This window comes from Spiroplasma endosymbiont of Dilophus febrilis, from assembly GCF_964030685.1.
In the GTDB taxonomy this organism is placed as follows: Bacteria; Bacillota_I; Bacilli_A; order Mycoplasmatales; family Nriv7; genus Nriv7.
In genome coordinates this window covers 474,603-492,337 of sequence record NZ_OZ034912.1, presented here as the reverse complement: position 1 = coordinate 492,337, position 17,735 = coordinate 474,603, and the positions used below count along the sequence as shown (strand labels likewise).

Genomic DNA, 17,735 nt, shown 5'->3' with positions numbered 1-17,735 from the left:
TTTGTTATTTTTTATTGGTGTTTTGATAATTGGTTTAGTAACTTTTGGGGGTGGTCAAGCTTTTTTTGCTTTATTTAAGTATTATTTTTTAGATATTTTAAATCGTGTTAGTGATACATTACTTATTAGTTCTCCTGAATTGGAACTGATTTTTGGTTTAACAAATGCAACACCTGGACCTTTTGCAACAAAAATTACAGGTTTTTTAGCAACAATAATAACTAAACCTAATCATAATATTGGTGTTACTATTATTGTGGTTTTGGTAGCATATATCTTGATGACTGTTCCAGCAGCATTCATTATGATTTGAGCTAATAATAAATCTTGAAAAAATATAAAAAATAAACTATTTCATAATATTTATAAAATAATGAAACCAGTAACGATTGCAATTTTAATTTGAGTAGTTATTGGTCTAATTAGTAATATTTTTTTAGATAGTAATTTTTCATGGATTTATGAAAAAGGTACTAAAACTATTCAAGTAATGCTTTATTTAGTAATTAGTTTTATTATTAGTTTTGTTTGCTTGTATCGTTTTAAAGTTAATTTATTTTTATTAATATCTTTTTTTGGTGGTTTTGGGTTTTTATATTTTTATTTTATTGTCCAAAATTAGTTAATAAATAATCATAATTTAACTTTTAATATTGCAAAAGAGTATTGCCAGTTTAGTGTTGACATTAATTGTTGCAGTTTTTATGTGTTAATAATTTGTTAGTAATTTGTTATATAATTTAATATATTGGGTATAAAAGGAGGAACAAGGATGCGTGAAGGTATTACATTACGTTGTGAAATTTGTAAAGAAGAAAATTATATTGATAAGAAAAATAAAAAGTTGCATCCCGAACGAGTAGAATTCAATAAATATTGTTCGCGTTGTAACGCAAAAACAATGCATAAAGAAAAGAAATAATCCTTTTCTTTTTTTATATTTAATTTATTAATACGAAAGGATAAATATTATGCAACATAAAATTGTTAAAAAACTATTAAAAGAACAAAAAGTTGATGCTTTATTAATTACATCTGATTATAATCGTTTGTGATATACAACATTTTCTTCAACAGCAGGATATTTATTAGTTACTAAAGAAAAGTCGTTTTTAATTTTAGATGGACGATATATTGAAGATGGAAAAATGCAAGCAAAAAATATTGATAACATTATTTTAATGGAAAATATTTATGAACAATTAAATGAATTAATTAAGAAATATAACATTATAACATTAGGCTTTGAAAGCGAATATACTTCATATGCTTTATTTACAACTTGAAGTGAAAAATTAGCGGTTTCATTAAAAGCTGTATTAGTAAATAAAATCCGTATGATTAAAACTAAGGATGAAATTAAAAAATTAAAACAGGCTGCTAAGATCGGTGATAAAACATTTAAAGCAATTATTAAAAAAGTAAAGCCTAATATGACTGAAAAGCGATTAGAAAGAATTATTATTGATAATTTCCTTAAATTTGGTGGTGAAAAACCGAGTTTTGATTGCATTGTAGCATCAGGCGTTCGTTCATCGTTACCCCACGGTAGGGCTACTAATAAAGTAATAAATAATAATGAAATTATCACTTGTGATTTTGGTGTTATTTATCAAGGATTGTGTTCTGATATGACAAGAACTTTTGTTATTGGTAATAAACTAGATAAAAAATTGGAAGATATTTATAAGATTGTTTTAGAAGCTCAAGATTTAGGAATTAAGGCGATTGCTCCTGGAATATCATCAGGTACAATTGACAAAATATGTCGTGAATATATTACTAAAAAAGGTTATGGTAAATATTTTACTCATAGTACTGGTCATGGTTTAGGCATTGAAGTTCATGAATATCCATATATAACCAATAATTCGGATATTATTTTAGAAGTAGGAATGGTAATTACTGTTGAACCAGGAATTTATATTCCTCAATTAGGTGGTGTTAGAATTGAAGATGATATTTTAGTAACTAAGAAAGGTTATGAAATATTAACTAAGTCTTCAAGAGATTTAATATTTGTAAAATAATTTATGTTAAAAAAATGATAAAATAAACTTAATAGGAGGTAGGTAATATTGAATAATAGAAGAAAAATAGTTTTAGTTGGTTGTGGAGCAGTAGGCTCATCATTCTTGTATTCTTGCATTAATACTGGTTTAGCATCAGAATATGTTTTAATTGATGCTTTTCAAGATGTTGCCCACGGTAATAGATTAGACTTTGAAGATACTTTAGCATGACAAGAAAGACCCTTTCATAAAGTAACAAACGGTTCGTATCTTGATTGTAAAGATGCTGATATTATTGTTGTTACCGCAGGTCGTCCGCAAAAACCTGATGAAACAAGACTAGATTTAGTAGTTGATAATGCTAAAATAATTAGTAATATTATGAAAGAAATTAAAAATTCTGGATTTGGCGGTATTGTAATTATTGCTTCTAATCCTGTTGATGTATTAACATTTGTTGCTCAAAAAGTTAGTGGTTTTGCTACAAATCGTATTTTTGGATCAGGAACAATTCTTGATTCTTCACGATTAATGTTTGCTTTAGGAGAACATTTTAAAATTTCACCAACATCGGTGACCGCATATATTGCTGGTGAACACGGTGATTCATCTGTTGCATTATACTCCAAAGCAATTGTTGGTGCTGAAAATTTAATGACTTTAAAGAAAAACCAGTTAATTAATGATGAAACATTAAAATCAATTCATAAATTAGTTATTCAAAAAGCTTATGAAATAATTAAATTAAAAAAAGCTACTCATTATGGAATTGGTGTTTGTTTAGCAAGAATTGTTAAAGCAGTTTTAAATGATGAACAAGTGATTTTACCTGTTGGTGCTTATTTAAACGGTGAATATCACCAAAAAGATATTTATACAGGTATTCCCGCAGTCATAGGAAGTAATGGCATTGAAAGAGTAGTACAATTGGATATTAGTGAACAAGAACAAGAACAATTTAATAGTTCTTGTGATGCTTTAAGAAAAGTTATTACTGTGGCTATTGAAGCTATTAATTAGTAAGGAAGACATAATTTTAAGGAGTTATAGTAATGCCTAAAAATTTAGAAAATGTTGTAGAAATCTTTGATGGTAATGTTGATTTAGTTACATCAGCATTAAGCGAAGGAAAAACAATTATTATGGCTGTTAATAAAGGACCATTAGCAAATAAATCAATTGAAACCGGTTATTCAGAATTTTTTGATGCGCAAGTAGAATTTAAAGAAGATAAAGAAAATGCTGGTACTTGTGCTTGTGGTGAACCAGCTGATTGTTTAGTTTATATGTGAAGAGAGAATAAATAGAATTTTTAAAAGCATAAGACTGCAAGGATTGCAAATTGAGATTTAGTTTAATTGAAATAAGTATTTAATAAAAACTGTAAAACTTTCAAGTTTTACAGTTTTTTCTATTTATTAATTTTATTTCAAAAATAACAAATTTAAAAGAAGTTAAGAAAAATCATTTTTATTGAAAGTTTGAGAAATATTTTATAATTAAATTCCAAATTAAAAAGATTAACAGACTGAAATTTGGTGAGAGAAGTGTTGATAGTTTAATTTGCTTTTGATTAATTTAAATATCTTTGCATACATATAATGTCAATTATATTAATAAAAAATAAAAATGAGGGTAAAAAATTGAAAAAATTATTTAGTTTATTAGGAGTAATAATTTTAAGCGTAACTATTTTAAGTATTGTTGTTTCTTGCAATAATGACAATAAATCAAAAGAAATTGAAAAAGGAATTTATAGTATTAGTTCAATTGAATCACCAACAAAGATTATTGCTAAAAATCCTTTCAAAGTTGATTTAACTGAAGTAAAAAATGCATTAAAACCACAAGTTTTTAAAGAACTTACAAAAATTAATAATGCTTTAACTGAAAATGATTTTGATATCGGAGTTTGAATTTTTGTAAATGATAAGATTATTACACAACCTTATGATTTAACAACTTCAAAATTTGCAAAAATTAGAATTATTGGATACAGAAAAATAAATGGTATATTAACTAATTTAATACCAGTTAATTTACCAATTGCAACAACTAGTTAATTAATTTATAAAAATATATTGTGATTTCTTAATGAACGATAGGTAGGGTAAATTCTCTGCGGTTTTATTTTTGTGGTATAATTACTTCTGATTTGAAAAAAATAATAGTTTTATTAAAACTATTTAGAGGTGGTAGTAATGAGATTTCAAGATATTGGTTTAAGTAATGAAGTGTTAGCAACAATTGATTCATTAAAATTTGTTGCTCCAACAAATATTCAAAAGAAAATGTTGCCTTTAATGGTTAAGGGACAAAATGTTATTGTTAGTGCCAATACAGGAACTGGGAAAACTGTTGGTTATTTATTAGCAATTTTAAGTAAAATTAATCCAACGATTAACAAGACGCAAGCAATTATAATTGCACCAACAAGAGAGTTAGCGGTGCAAATATATAATGTTAGTCAAAAATTTATTAAAAATAATCCTAATTTGAAAATTGCTAATTTAATTGGTGGTCAAGATTTAGAGCAACAAAAGCAAAAGTTTAATACTAATTATCCGCATTTAGTTATTGGAACACCAACAAGATTAAAGCGAATGATTGATGAACAAGCGTTAGCTTTAACTACTAGTAAGATGGTTGTTTTGGATGAAGTGGATATGGTTTTTGATTTAGATTTTGTTAATGAAGTAGATTTTTTATTATCGAAACTTGCTTCAAATACACAATTTATGGTATTTTCAGCAACTATTAATAATGAATTACAAAATTTTTTAAAGAAATATTTAAAAAATACGACAATTTTTGATTTAAGTGATTATAAAATTCAAACAAATATTGAACATTTTTTAGTTAAAACCCGATATCGTAATCGGATTGAAATTTTGAAAAATCTTTTAACAACAGTTGATCCATTTTTATGTTTAATTTTTGTTAATAAAAAAGAAGATATGGACCAAGTTCTTGATTTGTTACAAGAACAAAATATTAAAGTCGGACAAATTCATAGTAGTTTAAAATCGCGTGAACGCATTAAAATGCTAAAACGAATTAATAATCTTGAATTTAAATTTGTTGTTTGCTCTGATATTGCTTCAAGAGGTATTGATTTACCAGGAGTTTCACATATTATTTCATTAAATTTACCGTATGATTTAACATATTATTTTCATCGTGCAGGAAGAACAGGTAGAGGAAAATATCATGGATATTCTTATTTATTTTATGATTCGTCAGATGAAGAGGGAATTGCATATTTAACTAAAAAGGGAATTAATTTTACATTATGAAATGAAAAAGTTAAGAAGCCAACAAAGAAGGTTATTAAAAATATTCCCCAAGCGTCAGTAAATGATTTACAAAAAGTTATTTCAAAGTTTCACTCTCAACCAATTAAACCAGGTTATAAAAAACAAAGAAAAGAAGAAGTTAAAAAAGTTATTCAAAAATATCGTAAGAAAAGTTTTAAGAAGTAAGGTTATTCGCCTTACTTCTTATTTTATGTAAGATAAGAAAATAATTTATAGTATAATTTGCATATAACTTAAAATATAAAGGTGATTATGTTGATGAAAAATAAATTAATATTAGGTTGTCATGTATCAATGAAAAGTCCTGATTATCTAGTAGGAGCATTAAATGAGGCTATTAGTTATGGAGCTAATGCTATGATGTTTTATACAGGAGCTCCTCAAAATACAAGAAGAAAGCCCTTAGACCAGTTAAAAATTGATGAATTTAAACAAGGATTAGACAACCATAATTTAGATATTAATAATGTTATTATTCATGCACCCTATATTATTAATTTAGCTAATAGTATTAATCCTAATACTTATATGCTAGCTAAGGGGTTTTTAAAAACAGAAATTAATCGTTCTTTAGCAATTGGTGCTAAATATATCGTATTGCATCCTGGAAGTAGTGTTGGTGCTGATGCTAGTATTGGTTTACAATATATTATTGATGGATTAAATGAAGTATTGGAGCCTAATCAAAATATTAAAATTGCTTTAGAAACAATGTCAGGTAAAGGTAGTGAATTAGGAATTAATTTTTTGCAATTACAAACAATTATTCGGGGGGTTAAATATTCGCATTTAGTTGGTGTTTGTTGAGATACTTGTCATTTGAATGATGCGGGTTATGATTTAGTTAATAATTTAGAACAAGTTATTGAAGAATTTGATAAGATAATTGGATTGGATAAATTATTTGTTATTCATCTTAATGATTCTAAAAATATTAAAGGTTCCCATAAAGACCGCCATGAGAATATTGGTTATGGTAATTTAGGGTTTGATAGTTTGTGTAGTATTCTTTATCATCCTAAATTTGTTAATATAATTAAAATTTTAGAAACTCCTTGAAATAATTCTGAACCACCATATAAGGAAGAAATTATAATGCTTAAAAATAAGCAATTTAATAATTTTTTAAATCGTTAAAATGATTGCGATGATATGTTATGGGTGTGGTTCAGAATTACAATCTAATAATAATTTACAAGCTGGTTACATTGCAAAACTTCAAGATAATTCTCATTTTTATTGTTGGCGATGTTTTCGGATTAAGCATTATAATGAATTAGTAAATGTTAATAATGTTAATTATAATTATGATGATTTGTTTATGAAGATTAAAAATAATGATGGGGTAGTTTTTTATGTTATTAATATAATGGACTTTTTTGGAAGTTTAATTTGGCAGTATCATTATCAATTAAAGAATTTAAGATTTTATCTAATAATTAATAAAATTGATACCATAATGCAATATATTGCTTTTAATAAACTTAAAGATTGGGTTAGAAAACAAATAACATTAATTGGAATATGGACAAACAATAACTATTGTGGGATTATTTCAATTTTCATTTATTGAAGGGTTAGCAACATCATTTCATTTTTATGGTTCTAATAAATTAGTTTTATATCGTAGTAAGATTGAAAATTGTTCGCGAATTTGAAAGCAACAAATTTTACTTTTAAAACCAAAAACTAAAATGGTTGAACATCAAATTAAAATTTCTAAAAATAATGAAGAAAAAATTGGCATTCAAATTTATGGTTATGGATGAATTTCATTTAAAGCTCGAAAGCAACAATTGAGGTTGTTATTACCCGAAAATTGTGATTATCAAATTATTAAACCAATAGTATAATCAGAAAGGAATAAGATGAAAATTATTATTTTTGGTGGGAGTTTTGATCCTATTCATAATCAACATAAAGAAATTATGCTTCAAGCTTATGAACAATTAAAAGCTGATATGCTTTTAATTGTTCCTGCATATTGTTCACCTTTAAAAAAACGCCAATTAACTAATTCCCTTCATCGGATTAAAATGATTAATCTTGTCATTAGTAAATATCCTTGAATGAAGTTAGAAACTTGTGAGGTAGATCGTCAAGGCATTTCCTATACGATTGATACGGTAATATCTTTACAAGAAAAATATGGTTTTAATCATCAATATTATATTATTATTGGTTCTGATCAAGCTAATAATTTGCAGCGCTGACATAATATTGCGATTTTAAAAACTAAAGTTATTTTTGTTATTGCTCAAAGAGCCGAATATCTTTTAAATGAAAAAATATTACAATCATATAATAAAGTTATTTTACAACCACTTTTTGCTAATATTAGTTCAACTAAAATTCGCCAAGGAATGATAACAACAATTGATTCTAAAGTTTTAGCATATATTAATGATAATTTACTTTATATTGCTGATCGTTTGTTATTACATATGGATAAAACTCGTTATCTTCATTGTTTAAATGTAGGAACAATGGCAAAACAATTAGCGAATCATTATCAAGTTAATTGTTTAAAAGCCGAAATAGCAGGTGTTTATCACGATATAACTAAACAATGAGAAGATGCTCAACATCAGCAATATTTACAACAGTATTTACCACAATTTTTAAGTGAACCCGTACCAACTTGACATTCAAAAACAGGAGCATTATATTTAGAACATCATTTAGGTTTTAATGATAAAGAAATTTTATTAGCAATTAGTAATCATACTACTGCTGCTGTTACAATGAGTAATTTAGATAAAATTATTTTTATTGCTGATAAAATTTCTTTCAAAAGAAATTATCCTCATATTGATAATTTACGAAAATTAGCCTTTACGAATCTTGATGAAGCTTTTAAAAAAATTTTTTATTATCATTATTTAGAAGTAGTTAATAAAAATGGTATTGATAATATTGGTCAAGAAATTGAAAAAGTTTATAAAAAATTTTTTTAAATTATGATAGCTAATTATATAATTAATTGTAAGGAGAATAAAAATGAAAAAAATTAGTCGTAGTTTTTCAGTTAAAGGTTTTTATACATTGATTTTTGCTATTGTTGGTACAATTGTTTTAATTTGAGATTTTATTGATTATTTATTTTTCCATTCTTATTTAGCAAAATATGATTTATTATATACTGATAAAGGAACAATTTTTATTTCTTTTTTTACGCAACAAACTAATATTATTGTTATTATTTATTTTTATTTTGTGGCATATTTTCATTTTACTTATCAAAAACTAGACATCCATTCCTTTTTGATTCGTTTATTTGTTACGGTATATATTGCTGTTACTTCAATAGTTTTTACGGCTGGTTTATTACCAGGAATTGTTAATAAAACTACATATGACCTTAAAGGTTGAATTTTTACCGCATTTTTACATTTTATTATTCCGATAGGAATGCTTATTTATTTTTTTTGAATGTCAGGTAAATTTCATTATGATTTACGAAGATTTAATCGTCAATCATTATATAAAGTTTATATTTATCCATTTTTTTATTTTTTGTTTATAATGGTCCGTGGTGAACTTCGCCATCAAAATTCATTTATTGATAGTCTTTATGAGAAATTTCCCTTAGAAAGTTTTGATTTAGAATATCCTTATTGATTTTTAAACTATCATCATTATACTTATGGTATTGCAACAATTACGGTAACATTTTTATTTATATTTATATTAATTACAGGGTTAACTTATTTATTTATTTCATTAAATAATGTTATTTTTGAAAAAAGACAATATCGTCATTCTAAAATGGTGCGCAGATAATGATAATTGGAATTATAGCGGCAATGAGCCAAGAGTTAACAATTTTAAATAAGGAATTAAGTAAAATTGCTAAAAAAACAGATATTAGTGAGAATTTAGTTGTATGAAATTATCTTGACCACCAAATTATTATTACTGAAAGTGGTATTGGAAAAGTTAATAGTGCTATTAATACTTATCATTTGTTACAAAATTATAATTTAGATTTATTAATTAATATTGGTAGTGTTGGTGCTATTAGTGAAGAAATAAAAATTAGTTCATTATTTTTAGTTCAACAAGTCTTTTATTATGATGTTGATTTAACAGCATTTGATTATAAATATGGACAATTACCAAAATTGCCACAAGCATATAATTGTATTTATGAACCTTGAAAAAAATTTAGTAAAAATAATAATATTATGATAACTAATCTTGCTACAGGTGATAGTTTTATTAATAGTGTATCACAAGCACAAATAATTCAAGAAAATGTTGGTAAGAAAATAACAATTGTTGATATGGAATGTGCAGCTATTTGTCAAGTAGCATATTTACAACAATGTCCCATCTTAGTTTTAAAAGCAGTTTCCGATAATGTTTATCATCAATTAAAAAATATTAATCAGTTTAATAAGAGTTTAGACAATATTAGTCGGAAGTTGGCAAAAATAACATTGAAATTAGTTACTGACATTATTAGTAAAGGGAGAATTGAAGATAATGGTTAAACATTATATTTTGGGTTTATTAACTTGAAGAACAATATATAAAGTTATTGCTATTAGTTTATGTATTGTTGTTTTGGTAATTGGTTATTTGATAGCTTTATTTGATTATCAAGGAACAGCTTTTGATGAAACCCCTGCTAATGGTCGGAGTGGTAATTATTTAAGTTTTTTTGTGGTGCAAGTAAATATTTTAATTTTAGCATATTTTGTTAATGCGTTAGTCTTTTATCGTAATGAAGGATTAACAAGGTGAACTAAACCAACGGCCAAGATTGCTTTTTCTGTTTATGCATCATTTACTTTATTAGTTTATTGAATAATTATTTTTCCATGAGTATTAATATCTACACCGTATACTATTAAAGGTTGACATTGAATTATTATTGCGTTTCAAAATGGTATTATTCCTTTACTGTTAATTATTTACATTGTGATTATTAGTTATGAAGATATAATCTATTCAAGAAATTTTTTTCGTTGAAAGTTATGAATTATTATTTTATATCCCTTAATTTATTTAATGTTTATTTTAGTTCGGGGCGCATTACGCTTATTAGATCATAATAAACACCCAGATTTATTTACTACTAATGGTAAAATTGATTGGATTAAGATTTATAATTATCCATTTCTTTCATATAATCAAGAAGTTTCTTTTATTAATTTTGATGGTATATTTACTTTTATTTTCTTTATGATTATTTTTACTATTTTATTATTATTTTTAGTATGATTTTATGTGTATATTTTTAATTATCGTTATGATATGAAACATAAAAGAAAAAGGAGATAAAAATGAAAAATTATCGTAAAATTATTAATTATTTATATCTAGGAGATTATCAGTCAAAACCAGCATTTTGTGAATTTATCGTTAGTGCTGCGAGTGATTTTTTTGCTCAAAAAATCCCTAATCTTGATGACCAATCAGAACAAGTATATTTAAGCGATGATAAAAAAGAATTATATTTAAATTTGTTAGATTATCCAGAAATTGGTACCTTAGACAAAAAAGTTTTAAAAGCAGGTTTAAATTTTATTGATGAACATCTTAAACAGGAAAAAAATGTTTTCGTTCATTGTGTTTGAGGAGTTAATCGTAGTGCTTCATTAGTCTTTATTTATTTAGTTATTAATAACCATTTATCACAAGATAACTTTCATAGTGCTTGAAAACAATTTAAAAAAAATTATTCTCGTGCTAATCCGAACCCAGCTTATTGACATTATTTGAATCATGAGTTTCCTTATAATGATTTAAAAAATAAGTAAAATCTTTTTTAGTAATTAAGGAGAACATAATGGAAAAAATTAAAGGCTATTTAAAAACAATTGTTTTTGAAACTAATGGTTTTATAATTTGTAAGTTTTTGTTACATAATAGTATTAATCGTTATATTTTTGTTAAAGGTTATTTATTTAATTTACAACCTGAGCAGTTATATGAATTACAAGGGCAATTTGTTAGTCATCCAAAGTATGGTAAACAATTTCAAGTTGAACAATATGAAACAGTAATTATTGAAGACAATGAATATTTAGTGAAGTATTTGTCGTCACCATTATTTCCGACAATTGGTAAAACTACAGCTCAAAAGATTATTGATTGTTTACAAGATGATGTTTTAAATAAGATTTATTGTGATGCTAAGATTTTATTTAATATTGGTATTAAAAAAAATCAGGCACAAATTATTTATGAACAAATTAAAAAACAAAAAAATGATCATCAATTAACACAATGATTTTCACGAGCTCAGTTATCTTTTGATTTATTGCATAAGTTACAAGCCCAATATGGAGAAAAACTTTTAGAATTAATAAAAGTTAATCCTTATGTGTTAAGTGATCAATGTGAATTTTGAACTTTTCATAAAGCTGACCAACTCGCTAGAGTGTTAGAAATTAATCTTGATAATGTTTCGCGTTTAGTATATGCATTAAGATATATTATTCGTCAAGAGTCCTTTAAGACAGGACATAGTTATTTTTCAGTTAATATAATTTTAAAACAACTTATGAAGTATAGTATTTTAGATGAAAAATTAATTAATCAAGTAGTAATGCAAGCTATTAATGAAAATAAAATTATCGTTGATAATAATAATTTTTATGATATAGAAATTTATTATAGTGAAATTTTTATTGCTAAATATTTAAATCAATTACAAAAATTAGATAATAATATTAATGATGCTGTTATTATTCAAGATATTCATATTATTGAACAAGAAAATAATATTAGTTATAATAACGAACAACAATTAGCATTATTAAAATTTAGTCAAAAAAATTTAATCATTATTAATGGTGGACCGGGGACAGGAAAAACAACTTTAATTAAAGGAATTATTGCTTTATATCAAAAACATTATCCTCATAATACCGTTGCGATTTGTGCACCCACAGGAAGAGCCGCTAAACGATTAAAGGAGCAAACTAATGTTGAAGCAATAACAATTCATAAATTATTAAAATGAGATTTGCATCACAATAAATTTAATCATAATGAAACTGAACCATTAAATTTTGATTTAATTGTTGTTGATGAGATGAGTATGGTTGATACAATTTTATTTAATAATTTATTAGTTGCTAGCCCTAATTTACATAAATTAGTTTTAGTTGGTGATAACAATCAATTAACTTCTGTTGGTAGTGGCAATGTTTTAGGAGATTTATTACAAGTATCACATTTAAATATTATTAGTTTACAGAAAGTCTATCGTCAACTTGAAAAATCAGAAATTATTAATTTAGCATATCAAATGCAACAAAATAATTTTAGTTATGAATTTACTAATAGTAATGAAGTTCAATTTATTGAATATTATCAAATCCAGCAACTTTTAGAAAATTTGGCAAAGATATTTTTACAATTAGTTAATGAAAGCAATATCTTTGAAGTTCAGGTTCTTGCTTCAATGTATAATGGTCGTTGTGGCATTAATGCAATTAATGAAATATTGCAAGAAGCCTATAATCCTTTTTGTAAAGATAAAATGCAAATTAAAATTGCAACAACTATTTTTCGTGTTGGTGATAAAGTAATGCAAACTAAAAATGATAGTGAAAAAGATATTTATAATGGTGATATTGGGATTATTGATAACATTATTACTAATGAACAAAATAAACAAGTTATTATTGTTCGTTATGAGCAAAGAATTATTGAATATCAGCATCAGGAGTTGAATAATCTTATTTTAGCTTATGCTATTTCTGTTCATAAATCACAAGGTAGTGAATATCCGTTTGTAATAATGATTATTGACAATAGTGCAACATATATGTTAAAAAGAAATCTTATTTATACGGCGATTACTCGCTGTCAAAAGAAATTATATCTTTTAGGTCAAAAAAATATTTTTATTAAAGCTGTTAATTCATTAGAAAAACCACGAATTACAACATTAGTTAAAAGATTAATGGAAAATAAAATAATCCATAGTGGTAAAATATCATCATAAATGACATCATCTAATAAGTGAAAAGTGAGGGATATTATGAAAAAGAATGTATCGCTAATAGTTATCTTTTTTTGATTAATACAAGTTCTTAATATTATTAGTGCTTGTTCTTTAAGTGTTAAAGATTTAAGCACTTTAAATAGTTTACAAGCAATTATTTATCAATCAAATAATCAATATAATAAACTACAACAAGAGATTATTAAAGAAGAACAATTTATTAAGCGCCCCCTTTCTACTAAGGCAAAATTTAAATATTTTGCTGATAGTGAAGCAACTAATGATATTAGTAGTAATTTACAAGTGAAAGGGGATATATGAGTAACTATTTCTGTTGGGAATGATGAAAAGTATTGAACTGGTACTAGTAAACCATTACTAATGAGTCTTATTAGTCCGTTTACTGAAATTGCTAATTTTGGAAGTCCAGCGCAAACAATTCCAACTTTTAGTTATAGTAATGGTAGTTTTTATGTATTTTTACATAACAGAATTCTAAAAGGTGACCAAAGTGGTAACTTTCAAGAGTTAGGAACAATTCCTACTTCTGATACTTTTTGAAGTGCATTAGTATATAATGATAATATTTATATGGGAACAATAACCAAAAAACTTTTTAAAGGTAATAAAAATGGTAACTTTCAAGAGTTAACCAATTGAACTGGTGGAATGATTTGAAGTCTTGCTGTTCATAGTAATAATTTTTATTTAGGTACTGATAAGGGGAAAGTTTTTTTAGTAAAAGATTCTAATACTTTTGAAGAAATATTTAGTGTGCCTGATAGTGGTGCTAAAATTATCAGAATAGGTTCTTTTAATAATAGTTTATATGTTGGTGTAAATTATGGAATAAGTAGCAGTAAACTCTTTAAAGAAAGCACAGTTGGTAATTTTACTGAATTAAGTAATTTTGATAAAAACATTAATGATATGATTTTTGTTAATAACAATATCTATATTGCTCTCCAAAATGGTGAAGTTTTGAAAAGTGACAGTACTGGTAATTTTAATCTTTTTTTTAACTTGCTCGCGGGAATTAGAAATTTAGTATTTTATAATAATAATTTTTATGCTAGTAATTTTGCTGGGGTTATATTTAAAATTAATCCTAACGGTAGTTTTTATGAATTTGATAATTTTAATAGTAATTTAATTATAATATTAGAAGTAGTTGATGATTATCTGTATGCATTAACAACAGCATCGCCATTTTTCTTTACAGCGAAAGAAAATAATAAATTAAGTTTAGTAGAAAATGTTCTTAATAAGTTTTGAAAAGCAAAATTAATTTAAAATTTGTGATATTAATTTTCATGTCATTTTTAATATTTGGTATAATTAAAATAACAAATATTAAAATAAGGTGAATTATATAGGCAATGGTTGATAATAAACCTAATTTATTTTGTATGAAAAAATTTTATATTTAAAAGGAGCATAGTTTTGGTTCAAAAAAGTAATTTATTAAAATTTTTATTTTTATCCTTTTTACTAATGTTAACTCCCATAAAATACCAAATTAATCTGCAACAAAATAATAAGTATCATCAATTGTATGTTTTAGGAGATAGTTTGTCAGATAATGGTTCATTAGTAGGATTAGCAAATCAAATGTTAGGAAAAGTTCCCGGTTTTTTAAAAAGCTATGTGGGAATCAAAGAAATTGCCTTTAAATCACCATATTATAATAATTCTTTTAGTAATGGACCCGTTGCTGTTGAAGTTTTAGCTAATAAATTAGGTTTATCTTTAATACCAGCATGATTTAATGAATTTAAAATGCTTTTTTTAGGATGAACTTTTGAAAAATCAGGTAATAATTATGCAACATCAGGAGCACAAGTAATTGGAACAGATAACTATAGTAAGTTTAGAAGTTTTTTACAAACAAAAATTTCTTTAAGGTCGCGTTTAGTTTTCTTAGGTATTTTTTAAAAAAGAAAAAATAGTCATTTACTATAAATTATTTCAATATGCAAATTAAGTATATATTTCTTATGTATGATTTTTGTTGTAAAAAATTATTTTAATGTTGTTTTTATAAGCATTTTACTTAGTTTTTATAACCTTTTATTAAGAATATGTTTGTTAATATTAAATATTTTGTTTTATTAATTATTTTTCAAGTAAAAAGGTAATAAATTTTTAGTTGCTTTTCTTTCAAAATTATTCAAATCTTTACCCACCTAACAAAACTTTATGCGCCCTTTCTTTAACTTATCAAACAACAGCATTATTACAACAACATCAACTTCAAAGCGATGATTTAATTGTTATTATTATGGGCGGCAATGATGTTTTATGAAATACAAATATTACTGATAAAATGCTGGATGAAATTGTTTTAACGCAAGAAAATAATATTAATCGTTTAATTAATTCTAATGCTCAAAGAATAGTTATTGGTAATTTACCAGATGTATCTATGATTCCGATGGCAAAAGAAAAAGTAATGCTTTCTAATAAAAAAATCAAAATATATAATGAAAAATTAAAATTAATGATTGAAAAAGTTAATCATAAATATTATCAAACTGTTAAACTATATGATATTTATGCCTTGTTTTAAAAAGTTACTAGTAACTTTTTAAAACAAGGGAAAGAAATCTATAAGAGTTGTTCAAACTTAGATGTTGATCATCTTTTTGAAAAAGTTAAATTAGCAAAGGGAAATTTTGAAGTTGAATTTAATAATTATTGTAATATTAACAATATTGATGAATTTCTTTTTTTTGATCAAGTTCATCCTACAAAAAATGCTCATTATCAATTAGGAGGGCGCATAAAGTTTTGTTAGGTGGGTAAAGATTTGAATAATTTTGAAAGAAAAGCAACTAAAAATTTATTACCTTTTTACTTGAAAAATAATTAATAAAACAAAATATTTAATATTAACAAACATATTCTTAATAAAAGGTTATAAAAACTAAGTAAAATGCTTATAAAAACAACATTAAAATAATTTTTTACAACAAAAATCATACATAAGAAATATATACTTAATTTGCATATTGAAATAATTTATAGTAAATGACTATTTTTTCTTTTTTAAAAAATACCTAAGAAAACTAAACGCGACCAATTAGGATTAGAACTATTTAATTTAGTTAATTGGTAATAGCATAAATTACTGTCATATCTTAATTGCTCTATATTTTATATAGGGCAATTTTATTTTATATTTATAAATATTTTAAATAAATTTGATATAATCACTTTAATAATAAGCATCCTAAAAAATAAATATAAAATCTTCTCATAAAGGTTGTGATTCTCAAAAAAAGATTAATTAAGTTAAGATTTTAACTTATTAACGACTATATTGATAACTTATCATTTTTTTGGGTCTTATTATTTTATATGTAAAGGAGTGAATTATAATGTTAAATAATTCTAAAAGTTTATTAAGTTTATTTTTACTGACTTCATTAATAACAACTTCAATTAATTTACAAAACCATAATACTGAAAATCAAACAAAAAATCAAACAAAATATAATCAAATTTATGCTTTAGGCGACAGTTTATCGGATAATGGTGCATTAGTAGATTTAGTTAATACAATGTTAGGTAAAATCCCTAGTTTTTTAACAGGAATTGAAAGAGTAGAATTTCAACCGCCATTTTATGGCAATTCTTTTAGTAATGGGCCCGTAGCTGTTGAAGTCTTAGCTAATAAGTTAAATTTATCTTTATCACCAGCTTTTCTTGCGGAATTTAAAATTAGTTTTTTAGGGTGAAAATTCCAACAATTAGGCAACAATTATTCTACTGGTGCTGCCCAAGTAATTGCTGGTACTAGTAATAATAAGTTTGGTAATTTATTACAAAGTAAAATTTCTTTAACAAAGCAAACAACAGCATTATTAACACAGCACAAAATTAAAAGTAATGATTTAGTTGTTATTATTTTGGGAGCTAATGATTTTGTATGAGTGGATAAAATTGATGATGCATTAATTGATAATGTGGTTCAAAGACAAGAAGAAAATTTGCGTCGTTTAATTGCTTCTAATGCTCAAAGAATAGTTATTGGTAATTTACCAGACATTGCTGATACTCCTATAATTAAAGAACGGCCATTAATTACTACTGAAGTTATTAAAAAATATAATCAAAAATTAGCAATAATGGTTAATAAAGTGAATAAAGATTTTGCTAACTATGTTAAATTATATGATTTATTTACAACATTTAAAAAGATAGCAAATAATTTTTTATTAGCGGGTAAAGAAACTAAAAAGGGTTGCTCAAAATTAGAATTAGATGGATTTTTAGAACGAGTAAAGAAAAATAAAGGTGACATTATTGTTGAATTTAATGATTATTGTAATCTTCATAACATTGATAATTTTCTTTTTTTTGATCAAGTTCATCCCACAAAAAATGCTCATTATCAATTAGGAATGGAATTATTTAATATTGTTAAAAAGTGATAAA

At 24.7% G+C, this 17,735-nt stretch carries 19 protein-coding genes; all 19 read left to right on the top strand.

Going from position 1 to position 17,735, the window contains the following annotated elements; genetic code table 4:
- The first annotated feature begins 1 nt into the window (after position 1).
- The 19 genes from AAHF53_RS02600 (at position 2) to AAHF53_RS02510 (ending at position 17,734) form a co-directional block, all read left to right on the top strand.
- Positions 2 to 622 carry a chromate transporter gene (locus AAHF53_RS02600; protein WP_342190144.1) on the top strand — a complete coding sequence of 207 codons (621 nt, stop codon included), beginning with the start codon at positions 2 to 4 and terminating at the stop codon, positions 620 to 622.
- 150 nt (positions 623 to 772) lie between these two features.
- Positions 773 to 922: a 50S ribosomal protein L33 gene (gene rpmG / locus AAHF53_RS02595; protein ID WP_215826806.1), complete on the top strand. Its 150-nt coding sequence runs from the start codon at positions 773 to 775 to the stop codon at positions 920 to 922.
- A 49-nt stretch (positions 923 to 971) separates the two neighbouring features.
- A complete protein-coding gene (locus tag AAHF53_RS02590) occupies positions 972 to 2,030 on the top strand; it encodes a Xaa-Pro peptidase family protein (protein WP_338967885.1) in 1,059 nt (352 codons plus the stop codon).
- Positions 2,031 to 2,075: 45 nt separating this feature from the next.
- On the top strand, positions 2,076 to 3,032 hold the full coding sequence (locus AAHF53_RS02585) for an L-lactate dehydrogenase (protein WP_375315773.1): 957 nt from the start codon (positions 2,076 to 2,078) through the stop codon (positions 3,030 to 3,032).
- Positions 3,033 to 3,064: 32 nt separating this feature from the next.
- A complete protein-coding gene (locus AAHF53_RS02580) occupies positions 3,065 to 3,319 on the top strand; it encodes a hypothetical protein (protein ID WP_342190143.1) in 255 nt (84 codons plus the stop codon).
- Between the two features lie 336 nt (positions 3,320 to 3,655).
- Positions 3,656 to 4,075 (top strand): Vmc-like lipoprotein signal peptide domain-containing protein, encoded by a 420-nt coding sequence (locus AAHF53_RS02575; RefSeq protein ID WP_342190142.1) that lies wholly within the window; start codon positions 3,656 to 3,658, stop codon positions 4,073 to 4,075.
- 138 nt (positions 4,076 to 4,213) lie between these two features.
- On the top strand, positions 4,214 to 5,494 hold the full coding sequence (locus AAHF53_RS02570; protein ID WP_342190141.1) for a DEAD/DEAH box helicase: 1,281 nt from the start codon (positions 4,214 to 4,216) through the stop codon (positions 5,492 to 5,494).
- 93 nt (positions 5,495 to 5,587) lie between these two features.
- Positions 5,588 to 6,466, top strand: coding sequence for a deoxyribonuclease IV (locus AAHF53_RS02565; protein ID WP_342190140.1), 879 nt, complete (start codon positions 5,588 to 5,590; stop codon positions 6,464 to 6,466).
- 380 nt (positions 6,467 to 6,846) lie between these two features.
- A complete protein-coding gene (locus AAHF53_RS02560; protein ID WP_342190139.1) occupies positions 6,847 to 7,182 on the top strand; it encodes a hypothetical protein in 336 nt (111 codons plus the stop codon).
- Positions 7,183 to 7,197: 15 nt separating this feature from the next.
- Positions 7,198 to 8,286, top strand: a complete 1,089-nt coding sequence (locus tag AAHF53_RS02555; RefSeq protein WP_342190138.1) for a nicotinate-nucleotide adenylyltransferase — start codon at positions 7,198 to 7,200, stop codon at positions 8,284 to 8,286.
- 43 nt (positions 8,287 to 8,329) lie between these two features.
- Positions 8,330 to 9,112, top strand: a complete 783-nt coding sequence (locus tag AAHF53_RS02550) for a hypothetical protein (RefSeq protein WP_338967911.1) — start codon at positions 8,330 to 8,332, stop codon at positions 9,110 to 9,112.
- Positions 9,112 to 9,825 (top strand): 5'-methylthioadenosine/S-adenosylhomocysteine nucleosidase, encoded by a 714-nt coding sequence (mtnN, locus tag AAHF53_RS02545; RefSeq protein ID WP_342190137.1) that lies wholly within the window; start codon positions 9,112 to 9,114, stop codon positions 9,823 to 9,825. Before AAHF53_RS02550 ends, mtnN begins: the two co-directional genes overlap by 1 nt.
- Positions 9,818 to 10,618: a hypothetical protein gene (locus tag AAHF53_RS02540; RefSeq protein ID WP_338967915.1), complete on the top strand. Its 801-nt coding sequence runs from the start codon at positions 9,818 to 9,820 to the stop codon at positions 10,616 to 10,618. Before mtnN ends, AAHF53_RS02540 begins: the two co-directional genes overlap by 8 nt.
- Positions 10,619 to 10,620: 2 nt before the next feature.
- Entirely contained in the window at positions 10,621 to 11,097 is a 477-nt protein-coding gene (locus AAHF53_RS02535; protein WP_338967917.1) for a dual specificity protein phosphatase, read from the top strand.
- Positions 11,098 to 11,126: 29 nt separating this feature from the next.
- Positions 11,127 to 13,295: an SF1B family DNA helicase RecD2 gene (recD2, locus tag AAHF53_RS02530; protein ID WP_342190136.1), complete on the top strand. Its 2,169-nt coding sequence runs from the start codon at positions 11,127 to 11,129 to the stop codon at positions 13,293 to 13,295.
- A 36-nt stretch (positions 13,296 to 13,331) separates the two neighbouring features.
- Positions 13,332 to 14,588 carry a hypothetical protein gene (locus tag AAHF53_RS02525; protein WP_342190135.1) on the top strand — a complete coding sequence of 419 codons (1,257 nt, stop codon included), beginning with the start codon at positions 13,332 to 13,334 and terminating at the stop codon, positions 14,586 to 14,588.
- Between the two features lie 201 nt (positions 14,589 to 14,789).
- Entirely contained in the window at positions 14,790 to 15,230 is a 441-nt protein-coding gene (locus AAHF53_RS02520) for a hypothetical protein (protein ID WP_342190134.1), read from the top strand.
- 214 nt (positions 15,231 to 15,444) lie between these two features.
- The gene (locus AAHF53_RS02515; protein ID WP_342190133.1) at positions 15,445 to 15,864 is read left to right on the top strand and encodes an SGNH/GDSL hydrolase family protein; all 420 of its coding nucleotides are present in this window, start codon (positions 15,445 to 15,447) and stop codon (positions 15,862 to 15,864) included.
- A gap of 811 nt (positions 15,865 to 16,675) precedes the next feature.
- Positions 16,676 to 17,734: an SGNH/GDSL hydrolase family protein gene (locus AAHF53_RS02510; protein ID WP_342190132.1), complete on the top strand. Its 1,059-nt coding sequence runs from the start codon at positions 16,676 to 16,678 to the stop codon at positions 17,732 to 17,734.
- Position 17,735: the final 1 nt, after the last annotated feature.